This is a genomic window from Alkalihalobacterium sp. TH-98, from assembly GCF_057473385.1.
Genome location: NZ_JBYCKM010000027.1, coordinates 44,631 through 70,066, shown reverse-complemented (window position 1 = coordinate 70,066; position 25,436 = coordinate 44,631). Strand labels below are relative to the sequence as shown.

Genomic DNA, 25,436 nt, shown 5'->3' with positions numbered 1-25,436 from the left:
AAACTCCTCTCCCACTATGAGCCTAAAATCATGGATACACGCTCAATAATCGGTGGTAAAAAAATTGCCAAACCAATTAACACTGAAATAATACTAAAAATAAACACCGCTCCAGCAGCAATATCTTTAGCCACTTTTGCTTGCGGATGGTATTCTTCTGTGATCATATCTACAGTCCGTTCTATCGCTGTATTCATCACCTCTAAAGAGACCACCATACCTACAACTAACAATAAAATAATTTTTTGATTTAAAGGAACATTTAATATAAACGCTAACGCCATAACTACTATGCTCATAGTTAAATGTACTCTCATATTTTGCTCATAACGAATAACATACTTTAAACCAGTCCATGCATATACGAAAGAACGAAGCAGTCGCTTAAATCCCCAAAGGTTTTTATCTTTTAAGTCCATAGGCGTTCAAGATTTCTTCTTGTCTAGAAAACATAACTTTCTCCTCTTCATCTGTTAAGTGATCGTATCCTAACAAATGGAGAAATCCATGGACAAGGAGAAACCCTAGTTCTCTTTCAAAAGAATGTTCATAATGTTGAGCTTGTTCGATCGTACGTGGTATGGAAATGATAATATCACCTAAAACATTTGGACCTTCTGGATCAATAATTTGTACCTCTTCCTCCCCGGCCTCATTTAAGGCGAAAGAAATTACATCAGTAGGTGTATCTTTCCCACGATAATCGCGGTTTATTTCTCGGATCCGCTCATCGTCTACAAAAGTTATTGAAATTTCAGTTGGTCCGGTTAAACCTTCCATTTTAGCTGCTTCGCTGATAATTTCTTCTGTCAACTGAATTTGTTCTTTCGTAACTTCATTAGTCTCATCAAGAATGTCAATCTCAAAGTTCATCATTTCGCTCCTTTTTCTTTAGGATCTTCTGGATACTCAATACGTGAATGGAATGTTCCTTGTAAGGTCTCATACATTGAAACCGCCACTTTGTCTAGCTCTTTCAAAGTAAGGTCACACTCGTTAAATTGACCATCCTCAAGACGATCATTTACGATCTTTCTTATCATCGCCAATATTTTGTCTGGTGTTGGCTTAGTTAAAGATCTTACAGCGGCTTCAATACAGTCGGCTATACCGACAATTGCAGCTTCTTTCGTTTGAGCTTTAGGTCCAGGATATCTGAATTGTTCTTCAGGTATCGTTTGATCCGTTTCTTGATTCGCTTTATGATAAAAATACTTCAACAATGTTGTTCCGTGATGCTGTTCAGCAATATCAATAATCTCTTTTGGCATCTTGTATTCCTTTAACATATCTGCACCGTCATAAGGATGCGAGATGATAATGGTTTTACTAAGTTGGGGTGATATTTTATCATGTGGATTATCGATCTTCATTTGATTTTCAATAAAGAAATGCGGTCGTTTCGTTTTGCCTATGTCATGATAATAAGAACCAACTCTTGCTAGTAAACCATTTGCTCCAATCGATTCACATGCCGCTTCTGCTAAGTTCCCGACTACTACACTATGATGATATGTTCCAGGAGCTTCTAATAAGATTTTTCTTAGTAAAGGATGGTTTGGATTTGATAATTCAATAAGCTTAGTTGTCGATAAAATTCCAAAGCCAGCTTCAAAAAAAGGAACTAGACCTAGCGTTAACACAGCAGCTATAAACCCTGATAAAAAGGCAAAACCTAAATACATGCCAACCTCGATCCAACTCTGTTGAAAGCCCTTTAGGAATAAGATCGATATAATCGTTACCATGTTAATAAATGAAACGAATAGTCCCGCTTTTAATATTCGAGTCATACTTGTTGAGCGTCCTAAAAAATAGACTCCTGCAAAACAACTGAATAAAATATATACACCAAACGTAAAATTAAACGTGCCTACCGCATCATTATTAAAGATAATACTCGCAATAATGGCAAAGAAAATACTTGAAAATAATGCAATACGTTGATGAATTAACGTCGTTAACAACATCGCACCAACTGCAACTGGCACAATTAAGCCTACTGCTACAATATCTAATCTTTCAATTAGGCTCGTTATTTTCATAACAGAAACACCAATAAAGAAGATTAGAATAAACATGAGCAAATGGCTATTATTGGTTTTTACACTTGTTTGTGCTTCATTCAAATAATATGAAAGCATCCCGACCATTAATAATACTAAAAGTGCTAATCCTAAATATGGAAATATATTAAACGCATCATCTAATAGACCAACCATTCGCAGTTGTTCATAAATCTCATGATTAATTAACTCGCCTTGCTTTACAAGCAGCTGTCCTTCTCGGATAATAACCGGCTCAACTGATTCAACCGCTTCTTGTTGAAGTCGTTCTGTTGCCTTATCGTCATAAATATAATTAGGTATAATAGCAAATTGTGCCGTTTCAATCATTGCATCATGCAAACGATTAGAAACCGTTAAAATCGCAATCTTATCTTTTACAGACCTTTTTGCTTGAGCTAAATCATTAATAGCAATTCTTTCACTCATTACCGAATGAACTGCGTTCGTTGTTGTTTCCCTTGCAACTTGCAGTTGACTGCTAGAAGATAATAATAATGTACGAACCGTTTCATCTGAAAGGTCATTCGTTGTCCCTGATGAAATCACTTCTTGAACATATGTTAAGCGTTCTTCTAAACTTAACTTTTCTGTCTCCTGACCTGCTTCTGCCTCTAACTCTGTCTTAGTCATTTCTTCATTAACTAGATGAATTAAATCGAAAATATCATTGATTTTCTCTACTTGCATTTGCGCATATTCTTTTTTAAGTACATAAACAGGTTGAACTGCCTCTAGTACTTCCCGCCGCTTTTGTTCAGTTGCAATCTTATTCTCGACTGTAATCGGAGCACGAATGTCTTGTTCAGCGACTGAAGACATTCGAACTTCAATCTTTTCTGGAATGATATTATCCAGCATTGACAGGAATAAAAATACGGCTAATATAACAAAAAGAACACCACGTAGGTAGCGATGGTCTTTTATTTTTTTCCACCATGTCATTTGATCGATCGGGGAACGTTTATTCAAGATCGGTCACCTCTATTTTCTTACCTAATACTCCTTTCCCTGTTTGTCCAACATTATAAAGTTTTAAACTAAGGGAAGAAACAATTATGTAATAAGGATAAGAGGGCGACTCATAAGTACAATTTACATCGCTTATTTGATAATAGTGTCTCAACGATGAGCAGCTAACTATCGAGCGAGGCCAGTACTTTAAAAATGGGTCACCCTCAGAACAAAATGTTTACTCTTCTTTTTCTCTTTTTTCTGAATGATCATACGCATCTAAAATCCGTTGAACGAGAGTATGACGAACGACGTCAGATTGTTGTAAGTAAATAAAGTCTACCCCTTGTACATTACCAAGTACATCGATACCAACTTTTAACCCGGATCTTTTTCCTTTTGGTAAGTCAATTTGTGTTAAATCTCCATTTACTACCATCTTCGAACCAAAACCTAATCGTGTTAAAAACATTTTCATTTGCTCTTGTGTCGTATTTTGGGCCTCATCTAAGATAACGAAAGAATCGTCTAATGTGCGGCCTCGCATATACGCTAATGGTGCAACTTCAATTGTCCCTCTCTCCATCAATCGCAGGGTTTGTTCAACACCTAAAATATCATGAAGAGCATCGTAGAGCGGGCGCAAATATGGATCAACTTTTTCCTTTAAGTCACCCGGTAAAAAACCTAAGCTTTCTCCAGCTTCTACTGCAGGACGTGTAAGGACAATTTTCTTTACTTGTCCTTCTTTTAATGCTGTTACTGCCATAACAACAGCCAAATACGTTTTTCCTGTTCCAGCAGGACCTATTCCAAAGACGAGGTCACGCTTTCGTATTGATGAAACATAATGCTTTTGCCCTAATGTCTTAATTAAGACAGGTTTGCCCTTTGCATTAACTGTAAGCTTTTCTTGATATAAATGAAGAAGTTCTTCGAGCATGCCTTTTTCTGCTAATTGAATAGCATATACAACATCTCGTTCTGATAATGCCGTTCCTTGACGTAACAGCTTCAACATCGTTTCTAGAACATCTTTCACGACTTGAACCGCTTCATCTTCACCTTTGACCGATAGATCTTCCCCTCGAGTCGTTATTTGAACATCGAGTTTTTCTTCAATACGTTTTAAGTGAGAATCGTTTGGACCATACAATCTTTGAACTTCATTTTGATCTTTAATTTCTAATGGAATATTCTTCATTTGTGACAATAGCCTCAATCTCCTTGAATGATCGGTTGCTCCGTCGTAATATCTTCTATAACTTGGTAATGAAGCTTTAATTTAACTTTACCATTCTCAACGTCTTGGTGCAAAACTTTTTCACCTTTTATTAACGCATCCTCTGGTAATCGCTCCTGTAATTCTTCTTTCGCCATCTTTTTGGCAACTTGTACCGCCTCGTCTTCAGTGTACTCTCGTTCAATTTCATTTTTTTCTAACCATTGCTTTTTCTTATATTGCACAGGTAGCGTCCAATTTAAAAGTTGTATTGAATGTTTTCTTTCAAAAGGCTCTGCTTTTTCAAAAGAATGTTTTTTCCAACCCCAGATTGGTAAGTCAAAATTAAAAACAGATAAATAATGGTAAGTCTTACCTTCTCCTGTTAATGTTTCAAAATGATTAACAAGGGGGACTGTTACCTCAGACTTGTACCAAATTTCGCCGAGAACACTTCCTTTAGCAGGAACAATTTGTGTATTATCCTCTTTTCCAATAAATCCAGAAACGAGTAAATCACCTTTATTTACAAATTCATTTCTGCGAACTAGCACTTGACCTTGTTCAATAAACATATCATGAATAATTGCTTTTTTCTTTGCTACTAGGTGTCTTGGGTTTAGTGTTTCCTGTTTTTCAGGTAAAGTCTGCTCTACAACACTGAACTGAAAGGTTGTACCATTCAGCTTTACACCAATCCATGTAGCATCTTCAATCTGATCGGTCACTTTCTTTTGGATTTCTTCAACACTAGGAAGCATAAAAATGAACTTCCCACGCTCAATCCCAATTTCTTCAACCGCTAATCGTAATTGATGCTCGACCTTAGGAGAGGCTCCCTCGATCGATATGTTCCAGACCATGTTTGACAGGATGAGAAGAACGATGGCAAAGGAAAAAATCCCTGCCGTAAATCCTCCTCGCTTCCACATTTTTTTGTATAAGAAAGGCAACCCTCGTCTTTCAGTAAACGTTACCTTACAGCTTGTCATACGTAAAAGAGGCCTCAGACGTTTAACGTCTTCTAAGGCAATATAACAAACGATTCGCTCGTCTCCAACTCTTTTAATGTTCCAAATATGGATGTCGTATTCTATACACCGGTTTAAAAACCGTTCCCCATATGGCCCATCTATCCTCATTCTAACGTAACCATAAAGGTAGTTTAACCAAACATTTTTCATTGTCATCCTCCTACTAACTATGATCTATTCATTAATAAATAAGACTTTATCGATCTTTCCTTCTAATAGGAGTTCTTCAGGTAGTATCGTCTTGATGACAAATTGTTCTCCTTTGATTAAGAGCTGACCTTGAGACAATAATAAACGGATCTCTTCATTAGAAAATTGAAGGACACCGCGATGATTTTCAATATAAATATGAATTTGTCCTATCATTGTAATACGGGGTAAATCCATCATTACATCAGGTGGTAGCTCCATCTGGTCTGTAAGAAATTTCTTCACTTGTTGTCGCCACTTTTTCATCAGAGAACCTCCTCTCCTCTCATTTTTATGACAGGAAGAGATTGACTATCACTATAAAATAAAAAAACAAGGCTAAGAATTTACTTAGCCTTGTTTTTAACCCAACCATATTATCTTTTATTAGAATAGGAACGCATCGCTCGAGGCTTACCCAAGATTTCAGACCAGATAATTCCTTTCATAGCCTCTTCTTGAGAAATGTTCTCAAAATTAAGATCGAGCTTCGTTCGCTTTTTCCCTATTTCATTTTTCATAATCGGTGAATCCGAAATGGCAGCTTGCGTACTGATCTCTGCACGCTTTAACTTTTTCCGCTTTTCCTCTAATTGATCGCGTAATTTCTCCATTTCTGTTCGTCGATCATTCGTGGCGGTATCCACCTCTCGATGAATCGGCTCAAAAGACGGTTCAAACGATGGTTCAACATCTCTTGCTACAGTCGGTTGAGGTTTATCCCTTTCGTCAGGAGTCTGCTCTTGACGGAAAATTTCTTTCCAGTCAATTTCTTGTTCTCTTTGTGGTTTTTTGTCTTGCTCAGCTTCTTTTCTTGCTTCTGCTTGCCGGCTGAAGAAATTCCACAAAGCACCTAAGATAAGTATAACGAAAAAGATATTCCCAAATAGGAAATCAAGAATATTCAATGTTAACTCCTCCTTTTAGAGGATTATTTACCGTACTTTTTATCATCGTCACTATCGTTGGTTGCTTTACCAATGGAGTCTCTCATATCCGTATCAGCCATAATGTTTTGATAGTTAACATAGTCCATAACACCCATATTACCACTGCGAAGTGCTTCAGAAAGAGCCATTGGAACTTCTGCTTCAGCCTCTACAACTTTCGCTCTCATTTCTTCAACTTTCGCTTTCATCTCTTGTTCTTTCGCTACAGCCATTGCACGACGTTCTTCTGCTTTAGCTTGTGCAATTTTCTTATCTGCTTCTGCTTGGTCTGTTTGTAGTTCAGCACCGATATTTTTACCGATATCAATATCAGCAATATCGATCGAAAGAATTTCAAACGCAGTTCCTGCATCTAAACCTTTTGTTAAAACAGTTTGAGAAATCATATCTGGATTTTCAAGTACTTTTTTATGATTTGTAGCCGAACCGATAGTGGATACAATCCCTTCACCGACACGGGCAATAACTGTATCTTCACCAGCACCCCCGACTAGACGATCAATATTCGCGCGAACTGTAATACGTGCTTTCGCTTTTACTTCAATCCCGTCCATCGCAACACCTGCAATAAATGGCGTTTCAATAACTTTCGGGTTTACACTCATTTGTACAGCCTCTAATACGTCACGACCAGCTAAATCGATCGCAGCTGCTCTTTCAAAGCTAAGATCAATATTAGCTCGCTGTGCAGCAATTAATGCATTAACAACGCGGTCAACGTTACCACCTGCTAAATAATGACCCTCTAATTTACTAGTGTTTAAATCAAGCCCTGCCTTAACTGCTTTAATTAACGGATTTACAACACGCGCCGGAATGACTCGACGGAGCCTCATTCCAACTAATTCAAAAATACCAATTTTTACTCCAGCAGCTAATGCCGAAATCCATAGCATCACTGGAACAAATGTAAATAATACCGCTAATGCAACAATAATTAAACCTAAAATAATGAGAATGAAAATATCTCCTTGTAGCACTCTTATTCCTCCCTTTGTGATTGTTTTTTAGCTTCTCTTACAACGATACGAGAACCAGAAGTATATACTACCTCTACTTCCTTACCTTGTTCAATATACCCTCCCTCAGAAACAACGTCAAGACGGTCGTTGCCGAACAGCGCCATTCCGGAAGGTCGTAATGGGGTAATTGTCTCCCCTACTTGCCCTATTAGTTCGTCTCTAGTCACATTTGAAATATAACCTTCTTCTGTTGTTGTGGCACCCGTAAAAACAATTTTCTTCATTGGACCACGGTAACCAAAATATTTAAAGATAAGAATGGATGCGATCGCTGTAATGATAACTGCAATTAATAATGAGATTAGAATATTAACTGTGGAGTACGAGGCCAAAATCATACTTCCTATAATGGAACCTATCCCTAGCACGCCAAATATTCCAAACCCAGGGACAAATATTTCAATGAGAATTAAAACAATTCCTGCTCCAAAAAGGATGACAGATTCCAATCCTGCAAATCCAGCAAATAAATGTCCAAAAAAGAAAAGTAATAATGCTGAAATTCCCATAATTCCTGGAACACCAAATCCCGGGGAATACAGTTCGAGCACTAGTCCTAAACTTCCAATCGATAATAGAATAGGTATAACAACCGGATGTGTAACAAAACGAGCAATTTGTTCCGCAAAACTTACTTCCATATCCTTTTCAATCGCATTTTCTAGCTGTAAAAATTCTAGTAGTTCTGTACGATTGCTGGCTAACGCATCAGCATAACCCACTTCTAATGCATCTCCTGATAATAACGTTAAAATTCTACCCTTTTCGGCATTGAACTCTGGTAAATCAACAGTATTATCCGCCATCGCTCTTGCATAAAGAGGATCACGATCATTTAGTTTAGCTGATTCCTCCATCTCTGCAATCCAATACGATTGCATCTTTTCTTCAGCGGCATTACCTGCTGCGTCAATAACACTAGCTGAGCCCATCAATGATCCAGGCGCCATTACAATTTGATCTGCATTAAGTGCAATATATGCTCCTGCGGAAATAGCATCTTTTACTACATAAGCTGTAATGGGGATATCTGTCTCTCTTAACAACCTAGCAATGTTTCCAGCCGCATCGACTGCCCCACCCGGAGTATCAATTTCTAGAACGATATGATCTGCACCTTCTTCTATAGCAGACTCTATAGATCGTTTCATAAACGCCTCTAGTCCTCGCTCCACTGTCTGTTCAACAGGAATGTAATAAACAATTGGTTGTGATGTCGGGGTTTGACTATGTACAAAAAATTGTAGTGGTATAAGACAGAAAGCAGTGACCATTAAAAATAGATAAAACCTAATAAGTAGCTTTCTCCCCAATCTTAAGCCCCCCTTTCTTATATTTGATCGGTTGTTATTACATATACGTTATTAGTATATCAAGGTTTCACTTTTTTAACGAATAATTAGTCATGAATTTAATAAAGCATTTCAAAATAAAACCTTGAAGAAGTAGTATTTGTGATGCAGAAAGAAAAAAATGAAAAATAAATGGTACCAGGTACCTTCAAGAAGGTACCTGGCACCATTTAAAAAGAATCAATTAAAAGAATAAATCAAAAAGAGCCTTGTATAAATACAAGACTCTTTTCTAGCTTTTATGATAAATGCTGTTTAACAAGACGGTTAACAAGACCGCCATCAGCTTTGCCTTTTACCTTTGGCATGATTGCTCCCATTACTTTTCCAAAATCTGCTGTTGAAGCAGCACCCACTTCAGAAATTGTTTCTTGAACAATTTGAGTGACTTCCTCTTCCGAAAGCTGTTCTGGTAAGTATTGCTGGAGAACTTCAATTTCTCCATGCAGCTTTGAAGCTAAATCATCACGGTTGGCTTTTTCAAACTCATGGAGGGATTCCCTGCGTTGCTTGAGTTCGCGGTTTAGTACCGTAAGTGTTTCATCTTCAGAAAGCTCACGTCCAAGTTTGATTTGTTCGTTTTGCAACGAAGATTTCACCATACGGATAACAGAGAGTTTTTCCTTCTCTTTGCTTTTCATCGCTGCCTTCATATCATCAGTAAGACGATCTAGAAGATTCAATCGATACACCCTCTCTTACGAATTAGAACTTACGCTTTCTTGCTGCCTCAGATTTTTTCTTACGCTTTACACTAGGCTTTTCATAGTGCTTACGCTTTTTCACTTCAGCTAATGTTCCTTCTTTTGAAAGTGATCTCTTGAAGCGACGAAGAGCAGCATCGATCGATTCATTTTTGCGAACACGAGTTTCTGCCATTTTATTTCCCTCCCTCCGAAACAACCAACTAGCGACTTCAAAAAAACAAGTCTTTTTTGATTATAATACAATAGATTGTATCGGTCAACCTTATTATTCGATAATAATTACTTCGCCGTTCTCAACATAGCCGATCGACGGTAACCAATCGAAACCTTGACCATCCATTCCAGTTAAGTGCCATACCATCTTGTCGTCCGGAAGTGTTTTAATTCCGGCATCCAGGTTAGCCATAATTGCATTTGCATCATCTACAGTTCCTGCAGCTTTCATAGCTTCTACAAGGACATAAAGAGCTTGATAGTTAAAAGCACCTTCTGCAGTTGGAATACGACCAAATTCAGCTTCGTACTTACTTACAAAGTCAGAAGCTCCTCCAGCGTCACTATCAATGATCGGTAAAGCACCGATTGCACCTTCTAACATTTCATAACCTTCAAGGATTGGTGCCATTTCTTCTAATTTCGCTTGGTCCATAACCATAAATCCACCTTCAAATCCTAACTCACGTGCTTGTTTGATAATTAAAGCAGTCGGTTGAGAAGGACCTCCTACAAAAATAACATCCGGTTTCTGAGCAAGTGCATTCGTAACGATTGTAAAGAAGTCCGTATCTTTACTGAAATCTACTTCACCTTTAAATACAACTTCACCGCCATGCTCTTCCCAAACCGGAACTAATGCCTCAGTCCAGTCCTTACCGTATTGAGTAGCTGTTGGAAGTAATGCTAATTTGTTACCAAAACGCTCTTGAGAATACTCAGTAAATACTTCAGGGTAAACCGTATACGCAGGAGGAATACGGAATGTTAAAGAGTTATTTTGCTCAAGAATCGTTGGTTCACTTGTGTAAGCTGCAATTAAAAACTCTTCTTGCTCGTTAAATACTTGTGTTGCGAAAACCCCACCGCTGTGTGGAACAAAAATAACAGGTGCGTTATGTTCTTGGACAATACGACGTGCATTAGTACCTGATTCGTTTGGTGCATACATATCATCTAAAGTAACTAAGTTAATTTTATATGTTTGTCCGTTTACTTCAAAACCAGTTTCATTTATTTCATCAGCTGCCATACGTAATCCACTAACTGTATTTTCACCATAGAATGCGGCTGGTCCACTTAGTGGTCCAGTGTATCCAATAGAAATGATTTGTTCCTCATCACTAACTTCAGGTGCAGCCTCTCCATCATTACTATTGCTAGCAGGTTCTGATGTTGAGTTCGAATTACCGCATGCTGCAACAAACAACATTAATCCAAATAGTAAGCAAGCTAAGATCCACTGTTTTCCTTTTTTCATCTCATAAATCCCCCTTAAATAAATGAATTCATTTCAAGCCAAACAAAATCATCAAACATAACTCCCCTCTATTACTTCACATCACCTCCTAAAACTTAGTTGCTTTATAGGTACTGCAATCCATTAAGCACCAATATACGCTTTTCTAATTTCATCGTTATTAAATAGCTCTTCTTTTGAACCACTCATTACGATCTTGCCACTTTCAATGACATACCCTCGAGTTGAAATCGACAATGCAGCACTCGCATTTTGTTCGGCAAGTAATACTGTGACACCGTTTTCATTAATCTGTTTGATAATACCAAACATTTGCTCAACAATAAGTGGTGCCAGTCCAAGTGATGGTTCATCTAGCATTAACAATTTCGGTTTGGCCATCAACGCTCTCCCAATGGCAACCATTTGTTGTTGACCTCCACTTAATGAACCTGCAGGATCATCTTTCTTATCTCTCAAAATTGGAAATAAGTCATACACTTCTTCTAGTGATTTTTTCATCCCAACTTTGTCTTTTCGATGGACGAACCCGCCCATTTTCAAGTTTTCATAGACTGACATTTGTGGGAACAACATTCTGCCTTCAGCACATTGAACGACACCGCTGGCCACCATTTTGTCAGGAGATATCCCAATCACATTATTGCCGTTAAAGAGATATTCACCTTTAACTGGCTTTACAAGTCCGCTTATCGCTTTAAACAGTGTACTTTTCCCTGCACCATTGGCGCCAAGCAAGACGACTAATTCACCTTGCTCTACATTTAAAGAAATGTCTCTTAACGCTTCAAATTTACCGTAATTAACTGTTAAGTTGGTGAGCTTTAGCATCAATACTCCCTCCTAAATACGCTTCTATAACCAATTGATTGTTTCGAATTTCTTCTGGAGTACCTTCTGCAATCTTCTTACCATGGTTTAGAACAACCACTTTGTCTGCTAGTGACATGATCATTGGCATCTTGTGTTCGATTAAACAAACTGTAATTCCTCGATCAACCATTTTTTTCATTAACGCCGCCAGACCATCTGTTTCATCTGGGTTAACACCTGCTGCTGGTTCATCTAACAAAATTAATTCAGGATCGGTTGCTAACGCTAACGCAAAAGCAACACGTTTTTTCTCTTCTTGAGTAATAGAAGAAATCGGATATTGGGCTAGGTGTGTAAGTCCTACAAACTCTAAGCACTCCATCGCCTTATCTAGACACTTTTGTTCTTCTAATTTCTCCCTTTTTGTTCGAAAAATGGCATCAAATAAACCAGATTTCGTTCGTAAGCGATGACCAACGATAACATTATCAATGACAGTCGCTTGTTCAAATAAGTGAGTCGTTTGGAACGTTCTACCTATTCCTAGCCGCGCTACTTTTTCGGCCGGCAGCGTCGTAATATCTTCACCTTTGTAAGTAATCTTTCCTGATGTCGGCAAATGGAAGCCGCTAATTAAATTAAAGAACGTCGATTTACCAGCACCGTTAGGCCCAATAACAGCTGTAATTTTTCCTTTTTCGATTTCTAAATCAACTTGGTTTACTGCTGTGAGTCCACCAAATGATTTTGTTAGTTGCTCTATTTTTAATAACAATGTTCTTGCACCTCCTATGCTGATTTTTGTTGTTTATCCGCTGCACCACTAACTTTCGCTTGTTTTTGCTTTCGCTTAAACTTCCACATTAAGTAGCCACCAACGATCCCACGCGGATAGAAGAGAATGAGTAATACTACAATTGGTCCGAAAATAAGCATTCGATATTGCTCTAAGAATTGAAGCATTTGAGTTAAGACAACTACAATGAATGTGCCTAAAATTGGGCCAGTTAACGTTCCAATTCCGCCAACTAGTAAGTATAGAAGAATTTCAAATGCTACATGGATATAAGCAATTTCTGGACCGATAAAACGTATAAATGACGCATATAATGCACCTGCCATACCTGCAAAGGCTGCAGAAATTACAAAGGCAATTAATTTATTTCTCATTACTGAAATTCCTAATGTTTGGGCAAGTTCATCACTATTTCGGATCGCAACAAATGTCCTTCCAATCAGTGATCTTACCATTCTTCTCATGAAGAAAACGGTTAAAATTAGGAAAAATAGAACTAAGTAATATTGAGACTGCATAGAATTAAAAGTGATTGGTCCTAAACCTGGTGGATTTGGAACACCGATGAGACCTCTAACTCCACCTGTAAATTCTGCTTTATAGATAATTAAATAAATTAAGAACCCAACTGACATTGTATAGATCGCAAAGAAGTGAGACTTCGTTCGAAGTGCAACTAAGCCAACTAAAAGACCAATAGCTGAAGCTATAATAATGGCAAACACAAATGCTACCCAGAAATACATGTTTCCTTTAACAGTAAGAAGACCTAATGAATAGGCACCTATTGCAAAGAACCCAGCATGCGCTAAAGATAGTTGGCCTATAAAACCAGTGATTGTATTCAAACCATATACAGCAATTGACCAAATAAAGACAAGGATCATAACTTGAATGTAATAGTTATTTTGAGTAACTAGCGGGAATGCGATTGCGACCAAGAGCAGAAGGAGCAAGGTATTTCTTTCATTAAGGAACGATTTCATTAATGAACCCCCTTCGCAAAAATTCCAGTTGGTTTGAACGTTAAGATGATAACTAGAAGTACGAAAGCAATGATATCTTTATAATCAGCTGAAATATATGTTGCACCCAGACTCTCTGCAATCCCTAGTATGTATCCACCTAGAATTGCTCCGGGAATACTTCCCATTCCTCCGAGGATGATGATAACGAAAGCTTTCATAATTACTAAGTTCCCCATACTAGGAAATACTAGATTAATAGGTGCGGCTAACGATGCAGCGATTGCTGCAAAAGCACCGGCAATAGCAAATGTAAGCATGGCAACTTTATTTGCATTAATTCCTACAAGGAAGGCACCATCACGATTTTGAGACATCGCCACAATAGCAGCACCAGTCATTGTACGAGTTAAGAATAAATGTAATAAGATCATCAGTACTACTGCTGCAATAATAATAAGGACCCTTTGGAAAGTAACTGTTAGACCAAACAAATTGATAGTATCCCCATAAGGAGTAAACATTCTTTGGTATTCTGTTCCCCATATATATTGAGAAAATGACTCTAGGAAGAAAAGTATACCAATGGCTGCGATCATTAATGATAATGGGTCAGCAGTCCCTAGTTTACTAAAGACCAGACGCTCAGTTAAGATTGATAATAAAGCAATAACTAGAGCGGAGATTGCAATTGCCACCCAATAATGAACCCCGAGTGCCGTCATTACTGTTAATGTCACATAAGCCCCTACCATGTAAAAGGCCCCATGTGCAAAGTTTGGAACGTGTAGAATACCAAAAACTAGTGTTAACCCTAGAGCCACAAGACTGTAAACGCTTCCAGTTGTGAGTCCATTTAATAGCTGTTGAAAAAATAATTCCAACTTGGTCTACCCCCTTTTATTATTTTTTATATACTAACCGGTTAGTATATGTATAACACTCATTATACCTACCGGTTAGTATTATTGAGTTAATTATACTAAATGTTTTGAAAATTTGTAAACTAGTATTTTAAAAAGAAGAGATTAGACGACAAAACTTGTTCTAATCCCTTCTTTTACGACAGGTAATCACTCTTATTCACGACAATTTACTACAATTATAAACAGAACTTTACTGCATTTTTCTTCCAATTTCTATGGTACTAATACAAGTTTTCCACTCGTTTGTCTACCCTGCATTAGCTCATGTACTTTTGCTGCTTGATCTAAAGGATATGTGCCTCCAATTTGCAGCTTTAATTGACCAGTTTGAACGTACTGTAACAATTCGACTAGACTTTGTTTGTACAACTCTGGTTTTCTCATCATTTGAGGCAAGAAAAAGCCAATAATTGACTGATTCTTTGCCATTAAAGACGAAGGATAGAGTTTATTTTGTTGACCACTAGCCACTCCGTAAACAACTAATCTACCAAACGGTGCCAGGCACGCAAGAGTCTTGTAGAAAATGTCGCCACCGGCCATTTCAAGAGCTACATCGACACCATTACCATCTGTATGTTCAAGAACTTTCTGTTCCCAGCCTTCTTCCGTATAATTAATTAAAACATCCGCTCCAAGTTCTTTTGCTAGAGCTAGTTTCTCATCATTACTCGCAGTAGCAATTACCTTTCCAGCCCCCATAAGTTTGGCTAACTGTACGGCAATCGTACCTACTCCTCCTGCTGCAGCATGAACTAATACGGTCTCTCCTTCTTCTAGGCGTCCCATCGATTTAATGACATGGTAAGCACTTAGACCTTGAAGTGGTAATGCAACCGCTAGGTTAAAATCAACACCGTCAGGAATGGGAATTAATCCACGCTCATCAGCAATCGTATATTCAGCATATCCTGTTGATTTTTTTGTCCCTAATAGAGTCACGACAGACATTCCTACTTTTACATTCTTAACTTCATCTCCAACCTCAGTAATAACACCAGCTACTTCAGCACCCGGAACATATGGTAAAGGAGTTGGAACAACATACTGCCCTTCTCTTCTAGCTGTATCTGCATAATTAACGCCGATTGCTTTAATCTCGATTAATACTTCTTTACCGACAGGTTTTGGCTTTTCTAGTTCTACCATCTCTAATACTTCTGGACCACCATATTTGCTAAATTGAATTGCTCTCATTATTTACACGCTCCTATTTTTCTAGTTATTTTCCTGTAAATTTTGCTTTTCTTTTTTCTACAAACGCTTGAACACCTTCCAAATGATCTTCGGTTGTAACCATTAATGTTTGTGTGATTTGCTCACGTTTTAATACATCTTCTAATGTCATATTTACTGATTCATCCACAATCTTCTTCATTAATCCAATAGCTCTTGTCGGTCCATTGGCTAATTGTTTTGCAAATACTCCGACTGTACTCTCTAATTCTTCTACTGGGACAATTTCATTTACTAGACCCCATTCTTTTGCTTTGGCTGCTTCTAATGGTTTTGCACTAAATAGTAATTCCTTTGCTCGATACGGCCCAAGCACTTTCGGTAGGAAGAATAAACCGCCACCGTCTGAAATGAGCCCTACCTGTGCAAAGCTTAGAACGAATTTACTATCATCAGCAGCCAAGATTAAATCACAAGCTAATGCTAAATTAAATCCAGCCCCTGCTGCAAAACCATGAACGGCTGCCACAACAGGCTTTTCTAATGATTTAATTTCTAGGACCAGTTCATTCAGCTTTCCAATGTGTTCATAAACTTGAGCACCAGAAGCCTTTCCCATCGTTTTTACATCACCGCCAGAACTAAATGCACGTCCTGCCCCGTTAATAACGACAACTTTTACATCTTGATTTTCCTTTGCCTCTTTAATAGAGCTCATTAATCCTGTGATCATTTCTGGACTAAAGGCATTTAGGGCTTCAGGTCGATTTAAAGTAAGTCTCATTACACCTGCTTCAATATGAGTTAATAAATGTTGATTTTCCATTCGATTTCCTCCTTTTAGGTAATAAGCCAACCACCGTCAACTAATACATCAGAACCTGTCATATAACTTGCTTCTCTTGAAGCGACGAACGTAATGACATTTGCAATTTCCTCAGCATTCCCAACTCTCTTCAAAGCTGTATTTCGCCTAATGGCAGCTGTAAAATGCTCATTTTCTAAGCCTTTTTCAGTTAAAGGGGTTTCTATAAACCCAGGTGAAACTGAATTGACTCGAATATGATGTGGGGCTAATTCATTGGCAAGCGCTCTCGTAAAATTAATAACTCCTGCTTTTGCTGCACTATAATGAGGAATTTTAGCGCCTGCTTTATAACCTGATAGTGAAGCTACATTTACAATCGACCCTTGTTGTACATTGGAGTCAATCATTACCTTACCTAGTTGCTTCGATACGAGAAAAACACTCTTTAAATTCGTATCCTGTGTTCGTTCCCATTCTTCTACATCCATTTCTAAAATCGCAGAAGACCCTGATCCTCCTGCATTATTAACTACAACATCAAGACGACCAAAAGTATCTTGAACAAATTGAGCTAATTTCAGAACATCTTCTTCTTTTGTCACATCAGTTGGAAATGGGGTAGCAGTTCCTTCTCCAAACGATGCGGTGATTTCTTTTGCTACATCATTTAATTTCGATTTTGTTCGTCCAACAAGAACCACCTTGGCTCCTTCTTTTGCAAAGCGAACAGCCGCTTCTTTTCCTATTCCACTGCCTGCACCTGTAACAACACAAACTTGCCCATCAAATCGTGACATCTCATCTCCTCCAAACGCTTAACATGTATACTGACCGCTTTCATTCGCATACGATGCAATTTCACGGAATCTAGCTACTCTATTTTCCATGCGATAAGAACATAGTTGGTTCGTAATAAGTGAAAGAAGACCATCGCTTTCGGTTGAAGCTTCTAGTCCGCCGATGAATTCTCTTGCTAAGGTTTGAACTTTTAATAATGCTTCTTCTGTGACCAATTTCGCCAGTTGTTCTTTTAACCTTTCTTTGTCAGGGCCATTTCTTTCTATCGCTTTCTGTGATCGTAGCACCGCTGACTCGGCAGCAAATAGTTCAATTCCAATATCCGCTAATTTCATCACTAACTCTTGTTGATCATCTAACTTGGCCCCAAACTTCTGATAAGCAATTCCAGCTAAAGCTAAATACGTATCACGAATAGATTGGACCGCTTGACGTTCTGCTATGAGCTCTCCGCCCTCAACCGTCGTAGCACCTGTCTTTAGTCTTTCAATGGCTTGATTAACAGCTTCTAAAGCTGGTAATTCACCTTTTGCTGCTTTCTTAAAGAAAATTCCTGGGACAAGTAAGCGGTTAATTTCATTCGTCCCCTCAAAAATTCGGTTAATTCGAGAGTCACGATATGCCTGTTCAATTCGATATTCTTTAATAAAGCCTGCTCCACCATGTAGTTGCAATGACTCGTCAACAACATAATCTAATGTTTCAGAACCATAAACTTTACAAATGGCACATTCTAAGGCAAACTCCATTAAACGCTGAGAAACAAGGCCTTTATCTTCCGTATCGTATACGCCACCTAATGCACTTTCTAATAAGTCAGCTGTGCGATACTGCAATGTCTCAGCCGCATAGATACGAGCAGCCATTTTAGCTACTTTTTCTTTAGTTGCTCCAAATTCTGCAATTCTTTTCCCAAATTGCTTTCTCTCATTAGTATGGGTAATCCCTAATGATAAGGCTGATTTTGCCCCACCCATACAAGCTGAACCTAAGTTGAAACGCCCTAAATTTAATACATTTAACGCAATGACATGTCCTTTGCCAATATCTCCAAGTACGTTTTCAACTGGAACAAGACAATCTTCGAAAATAACAGAACGAGTAGATGATCCTTTGATACCCATTTTCTTTTCTTCTGGCCCCAATGATAAACCTGGAAAATCTTTTTCTACTATAAATGCAGTGAACTTATCTCCATCGACTTTCGCATACACAATAAACGTTTGCGAAAAGACGGCATTTGTTATATAAAGCTTCGTCCCGTTTAACAAATAATGAGTTCCTTCCTCATTTAATGTTGCTGTTGTTTTAGCCGCTAACGCGTCTGATCCTGAAGAAGGCTCTGTTAAACAGTACGCACCTAAATATTCACCTGAAGCCATTTTGGGTAGATATTTCTCTTTTTGCTCTTTTGTTCCAAAGTACGTAATCGGCAAAGTAGCAATACACGTATGATTGGAATGAGCGACCCCATAACCGCCTGATTTGCCGACAATTTCACCGACAAGTCCTTTACTAACTTTATCAAGTCCTAATCCACCATAGGCTTCAGGAATACTATGAGCGAGAAGGCCTAAATCACCGGCTTGTTGAAGAAGAGAAACAATTTTTTCGATATCTTGATTTTCAATTGCTTCATTATGAGGTTCTACTTCTTTATCAATAAACTGTCTAGCTGTTTGACCAATCATTTTCTGTTCATCGGTAAAGTCTTCTGGAGTAAATATGTCATTCGCTTCTAATGATGAGACAAGAAAGCTTCCGCCTTTTGCTTTCATTTGTGTTTCTCCCATTCTTTATTCCTCCTTGACTACTTTCATATTTTTTTGATCATACACGGCAACAATCGGTAAAATATCTTGGCTGGCAACAAATTCTATTTCTTCCTCACAATCAAAATGTATGAGCATTTGTCCTACATATGAATCTTTCAAGACATTCTTTCCTTGTTCTTTGTAAGCCGAGTAAAATAATTTTGCCGCTCTAGCCGAGTCAGTAAGTTCCCAATTGGACTCTTGGTCAGCTAGTAAATGGTCAATCATACAACCTGCTCCATAGAAATCTTCCAAGCAAAATTCATTAGAAGAACCTGAGCAAATAATAACGATCGTTTCATCCTGATGACGCTCATTGATCACTTCAGCAATCGATTTACAATTTAGTAACGATGAGATATAGATGTGGTCAGCTCCTGATGCTTTATGAATAGCTACTGTGCCATTTGTCGTTGAAAGAATAACGTTTTTCCCTTTAACTTGATCTCGAATCATGACCGGATTGGGAACAAGGAAGCCGTCGATTGCTCTTCCTTCATATTCGCCGACTAAAACATCCTCATCATTATTTCTCTCGTTTGCTACTTTCTTTGCTTCTTCTTGGTCTATTACAGGAATGACACAGTTTGCTCCATAATGTATCGATGCTGTAATAGTTGATGTTGCTAGTAGAACATCAAATACGATCGCAATTTTACCTTCTACCTTTTCATTGCTTACTTCTTCTTTTTTTAATACGACATGAATTTTACTCATGTACACCACCTCATTCGGACTAGAACGGTTCTTTTGAAACAGTTAGCCCGTGATGAATTAAACTTGCAACGGTATAGTTAAACTTCGAGAAACGGGCGTCATTCGTTTGGCCTTTTTTATATCGATAGTAGATTTGTTGGGCAATAACCGCTAATTTGAAATACGCAAAAGTAAGGTAGTAATGAACATCGGATACATCACGTCCACTTCTTTTCGCATATGCTTCGACCATTTCACTTCTTGTCATAAACCCAGGAAGGATGGTAACTGGCGGTTTGCCAAATCCGATCTTTAGCAGATCTGGATCACTATCTTCAATCCAATACCCTAGAGCAACGCCTAAATCAGCCAGCGGGTCACCAACTGTTGTCATCTCCCAGTCAAATAGACCAACAATCTTAGTTATATCATCATGAGCAAACATTGAATTATTTAGTTTAAAATCATAATGAATAACAGATGGATCCGGTGACGTTGGAACGTTATTGGCTAACCAATTCGTAAGCTCTTCTACTCCTTTTACTTCATCGGTTTTGGCTTTGTGATATCTACCAATCCAGCCTTGTACCTGCCGTTCTAGGAAACCCTCAGGACGACTCATTTCTACTAGTTTAGTAGAACGATAATCGACGCTGTGCAAATCTACTAACGTATTAATCATCGTTTCTGAAATACTTCTGCAAATCTCAGGAGTCACTTCAATATTCGATGGGAATTCCGTATCAATGACGACACCATGACGGCGCTCCATAATAAAAAATGGACGTCCTATTACATCTTCATCTTCACAGAATACGATCGGTTTAGGCGCAACTGGAAAAAGCGGATGAAGTTCCTTTAAAATGTGATACTCACGCTTCATATCATGAGCTTTCGGAGCTACCGGTCCCAGAGGTGGACGGCGAAGTACTGCCTCCCAAGGGCCAGCCTTTAAGGCATACGTCAAATTAGAATGCCCTGAAGGAAATTGTTCAATTTCAAGATGGTGTGCTTCAAGTTCTTCAACATAACCTCTTAAGTACGTTTCTAATTGCTTTTGATTTAATTCCTCGCCTTGGCGAACTGGAATTGTATCCTTATAACTCATTCTAAGTCCTCCTTTTTCAAGAAAATTCAGTTTTTATAATAGACAACTTTCTTTAAGATGGAGTACTTATCGAAAATTGGTTTAACTTTTCTTTTATTGGTTCTGGTATAGGCTTACTTTTTTGGTCTTCAAAATCAAAGTAAACAACGACTGCCTTACCTTTTGCAATTAATTGTTGATGACGATTATAGATGTGATGAGACACTTCAAAACTAGAATTACCTACATGTTCCACAGACGTAGCAACTGTCAATATTTCATCAAAGTAGGCCTGATTGACAAAGTCACAGCCTGTATGCGCTAAGATAAAATTCCAGCTTTTCATATCCATATCTGAAGTAAATAATTTAAAAAATTCCACTCGTGCTTCTTCTAAGTAAATAAAATAGCTTATGTTACTAACATGGCCTAAGCCGTCTGTTTCACAAGCCCGCACTTTCACTTGTATTTCATGTTTCATGAACGAGCCCCTTTCTTTCTACTTATTGGTAAGCTTTTGAGGGTATAGAAGAGGTGAAAAATTTCACCTCTTCTAATTTGATTTAAACATCACTTATGAGTAAACACTGGACGTCTTTTTTCAATAAAAGCTTGGACTCCTTCACGGACATCTTCTGTTTGGAAGACTTCAGCAAAAAGCTCCGCTTCTCGCTCAATTGCTGCATGGAATTCCATATTGCTTCCCTCATCAACTGCTTTTTTAATTCTTGAAAGAGCTTGAAGAGAATAACCGCTAATTTTTTTAGCTGCAGCCATTGCTGCTTCCATCCCGCTTCCGCTCGGGACTACTTTATTGACTAAGCCAATCTTCTCTGCTTCTTCGGCTGTAATTGGGTCACCGATGAACATTAATTCTTTAGCTTTTGCTTCTCCTACTAAGCGTGGTAAACGTTGTGTACCGCCACCTCCTGGAAAGATACCGAGTTTAATTTCAGGTAAACCTAATTGGCTGTGCTCTTCAGCAATTCTTAAGTCGCAAGTTAACGCTAACTCAGCCCCGCCGCCAAATGTGAGCCCATTTAATACAGCGATCGTCGGCTTCGGCAAAAAGTCGATATGGTTAAGTACTTCATGTGTTTTCATCACATTTTCTTTCATGTTTGGTTGGCCGATCGACTGAGGAAACTCTTTGATATCTGCTCCCGCCATAAACGCTTTGTTTCCTGCACCGGTTAAAATGACAGTAACTACTTCGTCATCATTCTCAATCGCTGTAAACACTTCATTTAATTCTGTCACAACTTGTTGACTAAGTACGTTCAGTGGCGGGTTATCAATAGTTACAATTCCAATACCAGCCTCTTTTTTTAATGTTACTAATTGTCCCATTATTTCTTCACCCCTGCTTTTTCATAATCATACCAGCCCTTACCTGTTTTTCTTCCTAGCTCACCGGCTTTTACTTTTTCTTCAATACATTTTGCAGGCTTATCTTTTGGATCTCCTGTTTCCTTATAGTGCTGCTGTTGAGCAAAATAGCCTACGTCAATTCCTGATAAATCCATTAGTTCGAATGGTCCTAAAGGATGATTTAATGATTTTTTCGTAATGATATCGATATCTTTGAAGTCACAAATTCCTTCTTCATAGAGCTTAATAGCTTCCGCATGAAGAGCGAATAATAGGCGATTAGCAACAAAGCCCCAAATCTCTTTTTTTAGTAAGACAGCCGTTCGGTTAATTTGTTTACATACATCCATTGTAATTTGTGCTGTTTCTTCTGATGTTTGATCACTCATAACCACTTCTACACAGTCCATAACTAAAGGCGGGAAGAAGAAGTGCATATTACATACCTTTTCCGGTCTTGAAGTTACGTCTGCAATCTTAGAATTAATAATTGTCGAACTGTTTGTTGCTAAAATAGCATGTGGAGGTGTAAAACGATCTAGCTTTTCAAATAGCTCTCTTTTCACATCAAGTTTTTCAACGATTGCTTCAATAACAAAGTCTGCATTTACAGAAGCTTCTTCTAAGCTAGTCGTCACGTTTAATCTACCAAACGCCTCGTCTAAAGCCTCTTGGCTGATCTTACCTTTGCTTACCCATTTACCCATTTGGTACTGAAGACTTTCTTTCGCTTTTTGTAATGCATCTTCCTGAATATCTTGTAGCGTGGTTTGATATCCACCTAAAGCACAAAGCATTGCAATTTGATGCCCCATTGAACCTGCACCTATAACCGTAATATTTTTAATATCGTTTACATTCATCTTGTGTTACCTCCTCTTATACTGACCGTTTAGTATGTTACTGATATAATAACTCCCAAAAAGGGAGATATCCTTACTATTCAGCTTTTATTCCATTTAGGACTAAATCAATATATATTTTAGCGACTGTAATATCAGATAATGGACCATCAGGGTCAAACCAATGATAACTCCAGTTCACCATTCCTAAAATTCCTAATGCTACTATGTGTGAGTCTAGATCTTTTCGGAATTCACCTTTTTCCATACCCAATTCAATTAACTCTTGAAACTTAATTCGGAATTCATCGCGTTTTTCAAAAATTTGCGAAAGGTGACCATCAGAAAGATTTTGCATTTCTCGAAAGAAGATTTTTGCACTCTTTCCTTGAGCCTCAATATTTTTCATTAACATACAGATGATCTGATAAATCTTTTCTTGATAATTCTGTTTAGGATCTTGAATAATAGCTTCTTGTTTCGCCAATATATCATTTATAAAGCGTAAATGAATTTCCATCAAGATTTGCTCTTTGCTCGTAAAGTAATAATAAAATGTACCTTTTGTAACACCTAGTGCATCCACAATATGTTGAATGGATGTTTCTGAAAATCCATTTTCACCAAAAAGGTCTATACTTTTTTCAAAAATTTTATCTTTCATTGGCCTTAACCTCACCATCTCTTTTTATTCAATTTCCCATTATAGCATACTATGTGTCACTTCCCTTCATACCTGATCTAGTATTTATGACATTTTCTTATCTTCTTGATGTTCTTCGCGAAGTGTCCGTCTTAAAATTTTGCCTACACTCGTTTTAGGCAGCTCATTACGGAATTCTATAATTTTGGGAACTTTATAAGCAGCAAGGTTTTTCTGACAATACTTCATCATATCTTGTTCATCTGCTGTCTTTCCTGTTTTTAATACAATGACGGCCTTTACGGTTTCCCCACGATACGGATCTGGTATACCAATAACGACTGCTTCTTGTACTGCTTCATGTTCATATAATACTTCTTCAATATCTCTTGGATAAATATTAAATCCGCTGGCAATGATCATATCTTTTTTACGATCGACAATATATAGGTAACCTTCTTCATCTACTTTTCCGATATCACCTGTATATAACCAACCGTTACGTAATGTATGCTCTGTTTCTTCAGGCATATTCCAATACCCTTTCATTACTTGAGGTCCACGGATGATCACTTCACCTGTTTCCCCGGCAGGAACTTCTTCTGTCCCTGATGCAACATCGACAATCTTATACTCAGTTGATGGTATTCCGATACCTACACTGCCAGGTTTCCTTTTGGAAAACATCGGATTGACATGTGTAGTCGGTGCTGTTTCAGATAAGCCATAGCCTTCAAGAATTTTTGCTCCTGTCTTAGCCTCGAAGTCTTTCATCAGTTCAACTGGCATCGGTGCACTACCACTGTTACAAATCCGGATACTGTCAATTCCATAGTCTTGAGCATTCGGATGGTTCGTTATCGCAACGTACATCGTTGGAACCCCTGGGAATGTAGTAGGCTTTTCTTTTTTAATCGTCTCGAGGACTTCTTGTAAATCAAAGCGTGGAAGTAAAATGTTCGTTGCCGCTGTATAAATAGCTAAATTCATACAAGACGTCATCCCAAATACATGAAACAATGGAATAACGGTCAACGTTCGTTCTTTTCCTACTTCAAAATCATTCTTAAAAAATTCATAGACTTGCTCTAGGTTGGCAATTAAATTACGATGCGTCAACATAGCACCTTTAGAACGACCGGTTGTTCCCCCTGTATATTGTAGTACAGCAACATCTAGTTCAGGGTCAAATTTAGGAGGAGTAAAGCTTTTTGCTGTGCTAAGAAATTGTTCAAAGCTGAGGTCTTCCTCTAGTGATGGTGGCTCACCAAAGCTAACAACAATCACATTCTTTACCTTCGTTTGCTCTTGTACTGCTTTAAAACGAGGATATAACGCATCAAAGACTACGATTGTTTCTGCTCCAGAATCTATTAAAATATGAGCTAATTCTCGTTCTACAAGCATTGGATTAACCTGTGTCACAATAGCGCCGGCTGTCAAAATCCCGTAATAGGAAACGACAAATTGAGGACAGTTCGGCAACATAATAGCTACTCTGTCATCTTTTTGAACTCCAGCTCCTTGTAACGCAGAAGCAAATGCCTGTGATAATTGAGCTAACTTCTCATAAGTCATTTCATTTCCATAAAACGTTAAAGCAATATGTTGCGGGTATTTTTGAGTCGTTTCTTTTAAAATATCCGGTATCGTTTTTACTGGGATGTCTACCGTTGTTTTAATATCTTCTGGATATTGATTGAGCCAAACTTTCTCCATCACTTTACTCCT

Annotated in this window: 27 protein-coding genes; all 27 read right to left on the bottom strand. The window is 38.1% G+C overall.

Annotated features, from left to right (window positions below):
* Positions 1 to 14: 14 nt before the first annotated feature.
* Positions 15 to 419 (bottom strand): diacylglycerol kinase, encoded by a 405-nt coding sequence (locus tag AC2VNP_RS10735; RefSeq protein ID WP_486917333.1) that lies wholly within the window; start codon positions 417 to 419, stop codon positions 15 to 17.
* Complete coding sequence (gene ybeY / locus AC2VNP_RS10730; RefSeq protein WP_486917397.1) at positions 403 to 873, bottom strand: rRNA maturation RNase YbeY; 471 nt, start codon at positions 871 to 873, stop codon at positions 403 to 405. Before ybeY ends, AC2VNP_RS10735 begins: the two co-directional genes overlap by 17 nt.
* Positions 873 to 3,038, bottom strand: coding sequence for an HD family phosphohydrolase (locus AC2VNP_RS10725; RefSeq protein WP_486917332.1), 2,166 nt, complete (start codon positions 3,036 to 3,038; stop codon positions 873 to 875). Before AC2VNP_RS10725 ends, ybeY begins: the two co-directional genes overlap by 1 nt.
* A 220-nt stretch (positions 3,039 to 3,258) precedes the next feature.
* The gene (locus tag AC2VNP_RS10720) at positions 3,259 to 4,233 is read right to left on the bottom strand and encodes a PhoH family protein (protein ID WP_486917331.1); all 975 of its coding nucleotides are present in this window, start codon (positions 4,231 to 4,233) and stop codon (positions 3,259 to 3,261) included.
* Between the two features lie 5 nt (positions 4,234 to 4,238).
* Positions 4,239 to 5,426 (bottom strand): sporulation protein YqfD, encoded by a 1,188-nt coding sequence (gene yqfD / locus AC2VNP_RS10715; protein ID WP_486917330.1) that lies wholly within the window; start codon positions 5,424 to 5,426, stop codon positions 4,239 to 4,241.
* A 24-nt stretch (positions 5,427 to 5,450) separates the two neighbouring features.
* Positions 5,451 to 5,735, bottom strand: a complete 285-nt coding sequence (gene yqfC, locus AC2VNP_RS10710; RefSeq protein WP_216830094.1) for a sporulation protein YqfC — start codon at positions 5,733 to 5,735, stop codon at positions 5,451 to 5,453.
* A gap of 107 nt (positions 5,736 to 5,842) precedes the next feature.
* A complete protein-coding gene (locus AC2VNP_RS10705; RefSeq protein WP_486917329.1) occupies positions 5,843 to 6,373 on the bottom strand; it encodes a hypothetical protein in 531 nt (176 codons plus the stop codon).
* A 23-nt stretch (positions 6,374 to 6,396) separates the two neighbouring features.
* Positions 6,397 to 7,395 (bottom strand): flotillin-like protein FloA, encoded by a 999-nt coding sequence (gene floA / locus AC2VNP_RS10700; RefSeq protein WP_486917328.1) that lies wholly within the window; start codon positions 7,393 to 7,395, stop codon positions 6,397 to 6,399.
* Between the two features lie 2 nt (positions 7,396 to 7,397).
* Positions 7,398 to 8,750, bottom strand: coding sequence for an NfeD family protein (locus tag AC2VNP_RS10695; RefSeq protein WP_486917327.1), 1,353 nt, complete (start codon positions 8,748 to 8,750; stop codon positions 7,398 to 7,400).
* A gap of 278 nt (positions 8,751 to 9,028) precedes the next feature.
* Positions 9,029 to 9,472, bottom strand: coding sequence for a GatB/YqeY domain-containing protein (locus tag AC2VNP_RS10690; RefSeq protein WP_275118505.1), 444 nt, complete (start codon positions 9,470 to 9,472; stop codon positions 9,029 to 9,031).
* Positions 9,473 to 9,494: 22 nt separating this feature from the next.
* A complete protein-coding gene (gene rpsU / locus AC2VNP_RS10685) occupies positions 9,495 to 9,668 on the bottom strand; it encodes a 30S ribosomal protein S21 (protein WP_003323311.1) in 174 nt (57 codons plus the stop codon).
* Positions 9,669 to 9,761: 93 nt separating this feature from the next.
* On the bottom strand, positions 9,762 to 10,970 hold the full coding sequence (locus AC2VNP_RS10680; protein ID WP_486917326.1) for an ABC transporter substrate-binding protein: 1,209 nt from the start codon (positions 10,968 to 10,970) through the stop codon (positions 9,762 to 9,764).
* 123 nt (positions 10,971 to 11,093) lie between these two features.
* Positions 11,094 to 11,801: an ABC transporter ATP-binding protein gene (locus AC2VNP_RS10675; RefSeq protein WP_486917325.1), complete on the bottom strand. Its 708-nt coding sequence runs from the start codon at positions 11,799 to 11,801 to the stop codon at positions 11,094 to 11,096.
* Positions 11,773 to 12,558, bottom strand: coding sequence for an ABC transporter ATP-binding protein (locus AC2VNP_RS10670; protein WP_486917324.1), 786 nt, complete (start codon positions 12,556 to 12,558; stop codon positions 11,773 to 11,775). The genes AC2VNP_RS10675 and AC2VNP_RS10670 overlap by 29 nt, the downstream gene beginning before the upstream one ends.
* A 14-nt stretch (positions 12,559 to 12,572) precedes the next feature.
* A complete protein-coding gene (locus tag AC2VNP_RS10665; protein ID WP_486917323.1) occupies positions 12,573 to 13,565 on the bottom strand; it encodes a branched-chain amino acid ABC transporter permease in 993 nt (330 codons plus the stop codon).
* A complete protein-coding gene (locus AC2VNP_RS10660) occupies positions 13,565 to 14,428 on the bottom strand; it encodes a branched-chain amino acid ABC transporter permease (RefSeq protein WP_486917322.1) in 864 nt (287 codons plus the stop codon). The genes AC2VNP_RS10665 and AC2VNP_RS10660 overlap by 1 nt, the downstream gene beginning before the upstream one ends.
* 255 nt (positions 14,429 to 14,683) lie before the next feature.
* Positions 14,684 to 15,667: a quinone oxidoreductase family protein gene (locus AC2VNP_RS10655; protein ID WP_486917321.1), complete on the bottom strand. Its 984-nt coding sequence runs from the start codon at positions 15,665 to 15,667 to the stop codon at positions 14,684 to 14,686.
* A gap of 25 nt (positions 15,668 to 15,692) precedes the next feature.
* Positions 15,693 to 16,472 (bottom strand): enoyl-CoA hydratase/isomerase family protein, encoded by a 780-nt coding sequence (locus AC2VNP_RS10650; protein WP_486917320.1) that lies wholly within the window; start codon positions 16,470 to 16,472, stop codon positions 15,693 to 15,695.
* A gap of 14 nt (positions 16,473 to 16,486) precedes the next feature.
* Positions 16,487 to 17,251, bottom strand: coding sequence for an SDR family NAD(P)-dependent oxidoreductase (locus AC2VNP_RS10645; RefSeq protein WP_486917319.1), 765 nt, complete (start codon positions 17,249 to 17,251; stop codon positions 16,487 to 16,489).
* A gap of 18 nt (positions 17,252 to 17,269) precedes the next feature.
* The gene (locus AC2VNP_RS10640) at positions 17,270 to 19,045 is read right to left on the bottom strand and encodes an acyl-CoA dehydrogenase family protein (RefSeq protein ID WP_486917318.1); all 1,776 of its coding nucleotides are present in this window, start codon (positions 19,043 to 19,045) and stop codon (positions 17,270 to 17,272) included.
* A 3-nt stretch (positions 19,046 to 19,048) separates the two neighbouring features.
* Positions 19,049 to 19,783 carry a 2-phosphosulfolactate phosphatase gene (locus tag AC2VNP_RS10635; RefSeq protein WP_486917317.1) on the bottom strand — a complete coding sequence of 245 codons (735 nt, stop codon included), beginning with the start codon at positions 19,781 to 19,783 and terminating at the stop codon, positions 19,049 to 19,051.
* A gap of 19 nt (positions 19,784 to 19,802) precedes the next feature.
* Positions 19,803 to 20,870, bottom strand: a complete 1,068-nt coding sequence (locus AC2VNP_RS10630; RefSeq protein ID WP_486917316.1) for a phosphotransferase family protein — start codon at positions 20,868 to 20,870, stop codon at positions 19,803 to 19,805.
* A gap of 52 nt (positions 20,871 to 20,922) precedes the next feature.
* Entirely contained in the window at positions 20,923 to 21,330 is a 408-nt protein-coding gene (locus tag AC2VNP_RS10625; protein ID WP_486917315.1) for an acyl-CoA thioesterase, read from the bottom strand.
* An 89-nt stretch (positions 21,331 to 21,419) separates the two neighbouring features.
* Entirely contained in the window at positions 21,420 to 22,199 is a 780-nt protein-coding gene (locus AC2VNP_RS10620; protein ID WP_486917314.1) for an enoyl-CoA hydratase, read from the bottom strand.
* Entirely contained in the window at positions 22,199 to 23,083 is an 885-nt protein-coding gene (locus AC2VNP_RS10615) for a 3-hydroxyacyl-CoA dehydrogenase family protein (RefSeq protein WP_486917313.1), read from the bottom strand. The genes AC2VNP_RS10620 and AC2VNP_RS10615 overlap by 1 nt, the downstream gene beginning before the upstream one ends.
* A 76-nt stretch (positions 23,084 to 23,159) precedes the next feature.
* Complete coding sequence (locus AC2VNP_RS10610) at positions 23,160 to 23,726, bottom strand: TetR/AcrR family transcriptional regulator (RefSeq protein WP_486917312.1); 567 nt, start codon at positions 23,724 to 23,726, stop codon at positions 23,160 to 23,162.
* 84 nt (positions 23,727 to 23,810) lie between these two features.
* A complete protein-coding gene (locus AC2VNP_RS10605; RefSeq protein WP_486917311.1) occupies positions 23,811 to 25,427 on the bottom strand; it encodes a long-chain-fatty-acid--CoA ligase in 1,617 nt (538 codons plus the stop codon).
* Between the last annotated feature and the right edge of the window lie 9 nt (positions 25,428 to 25,436).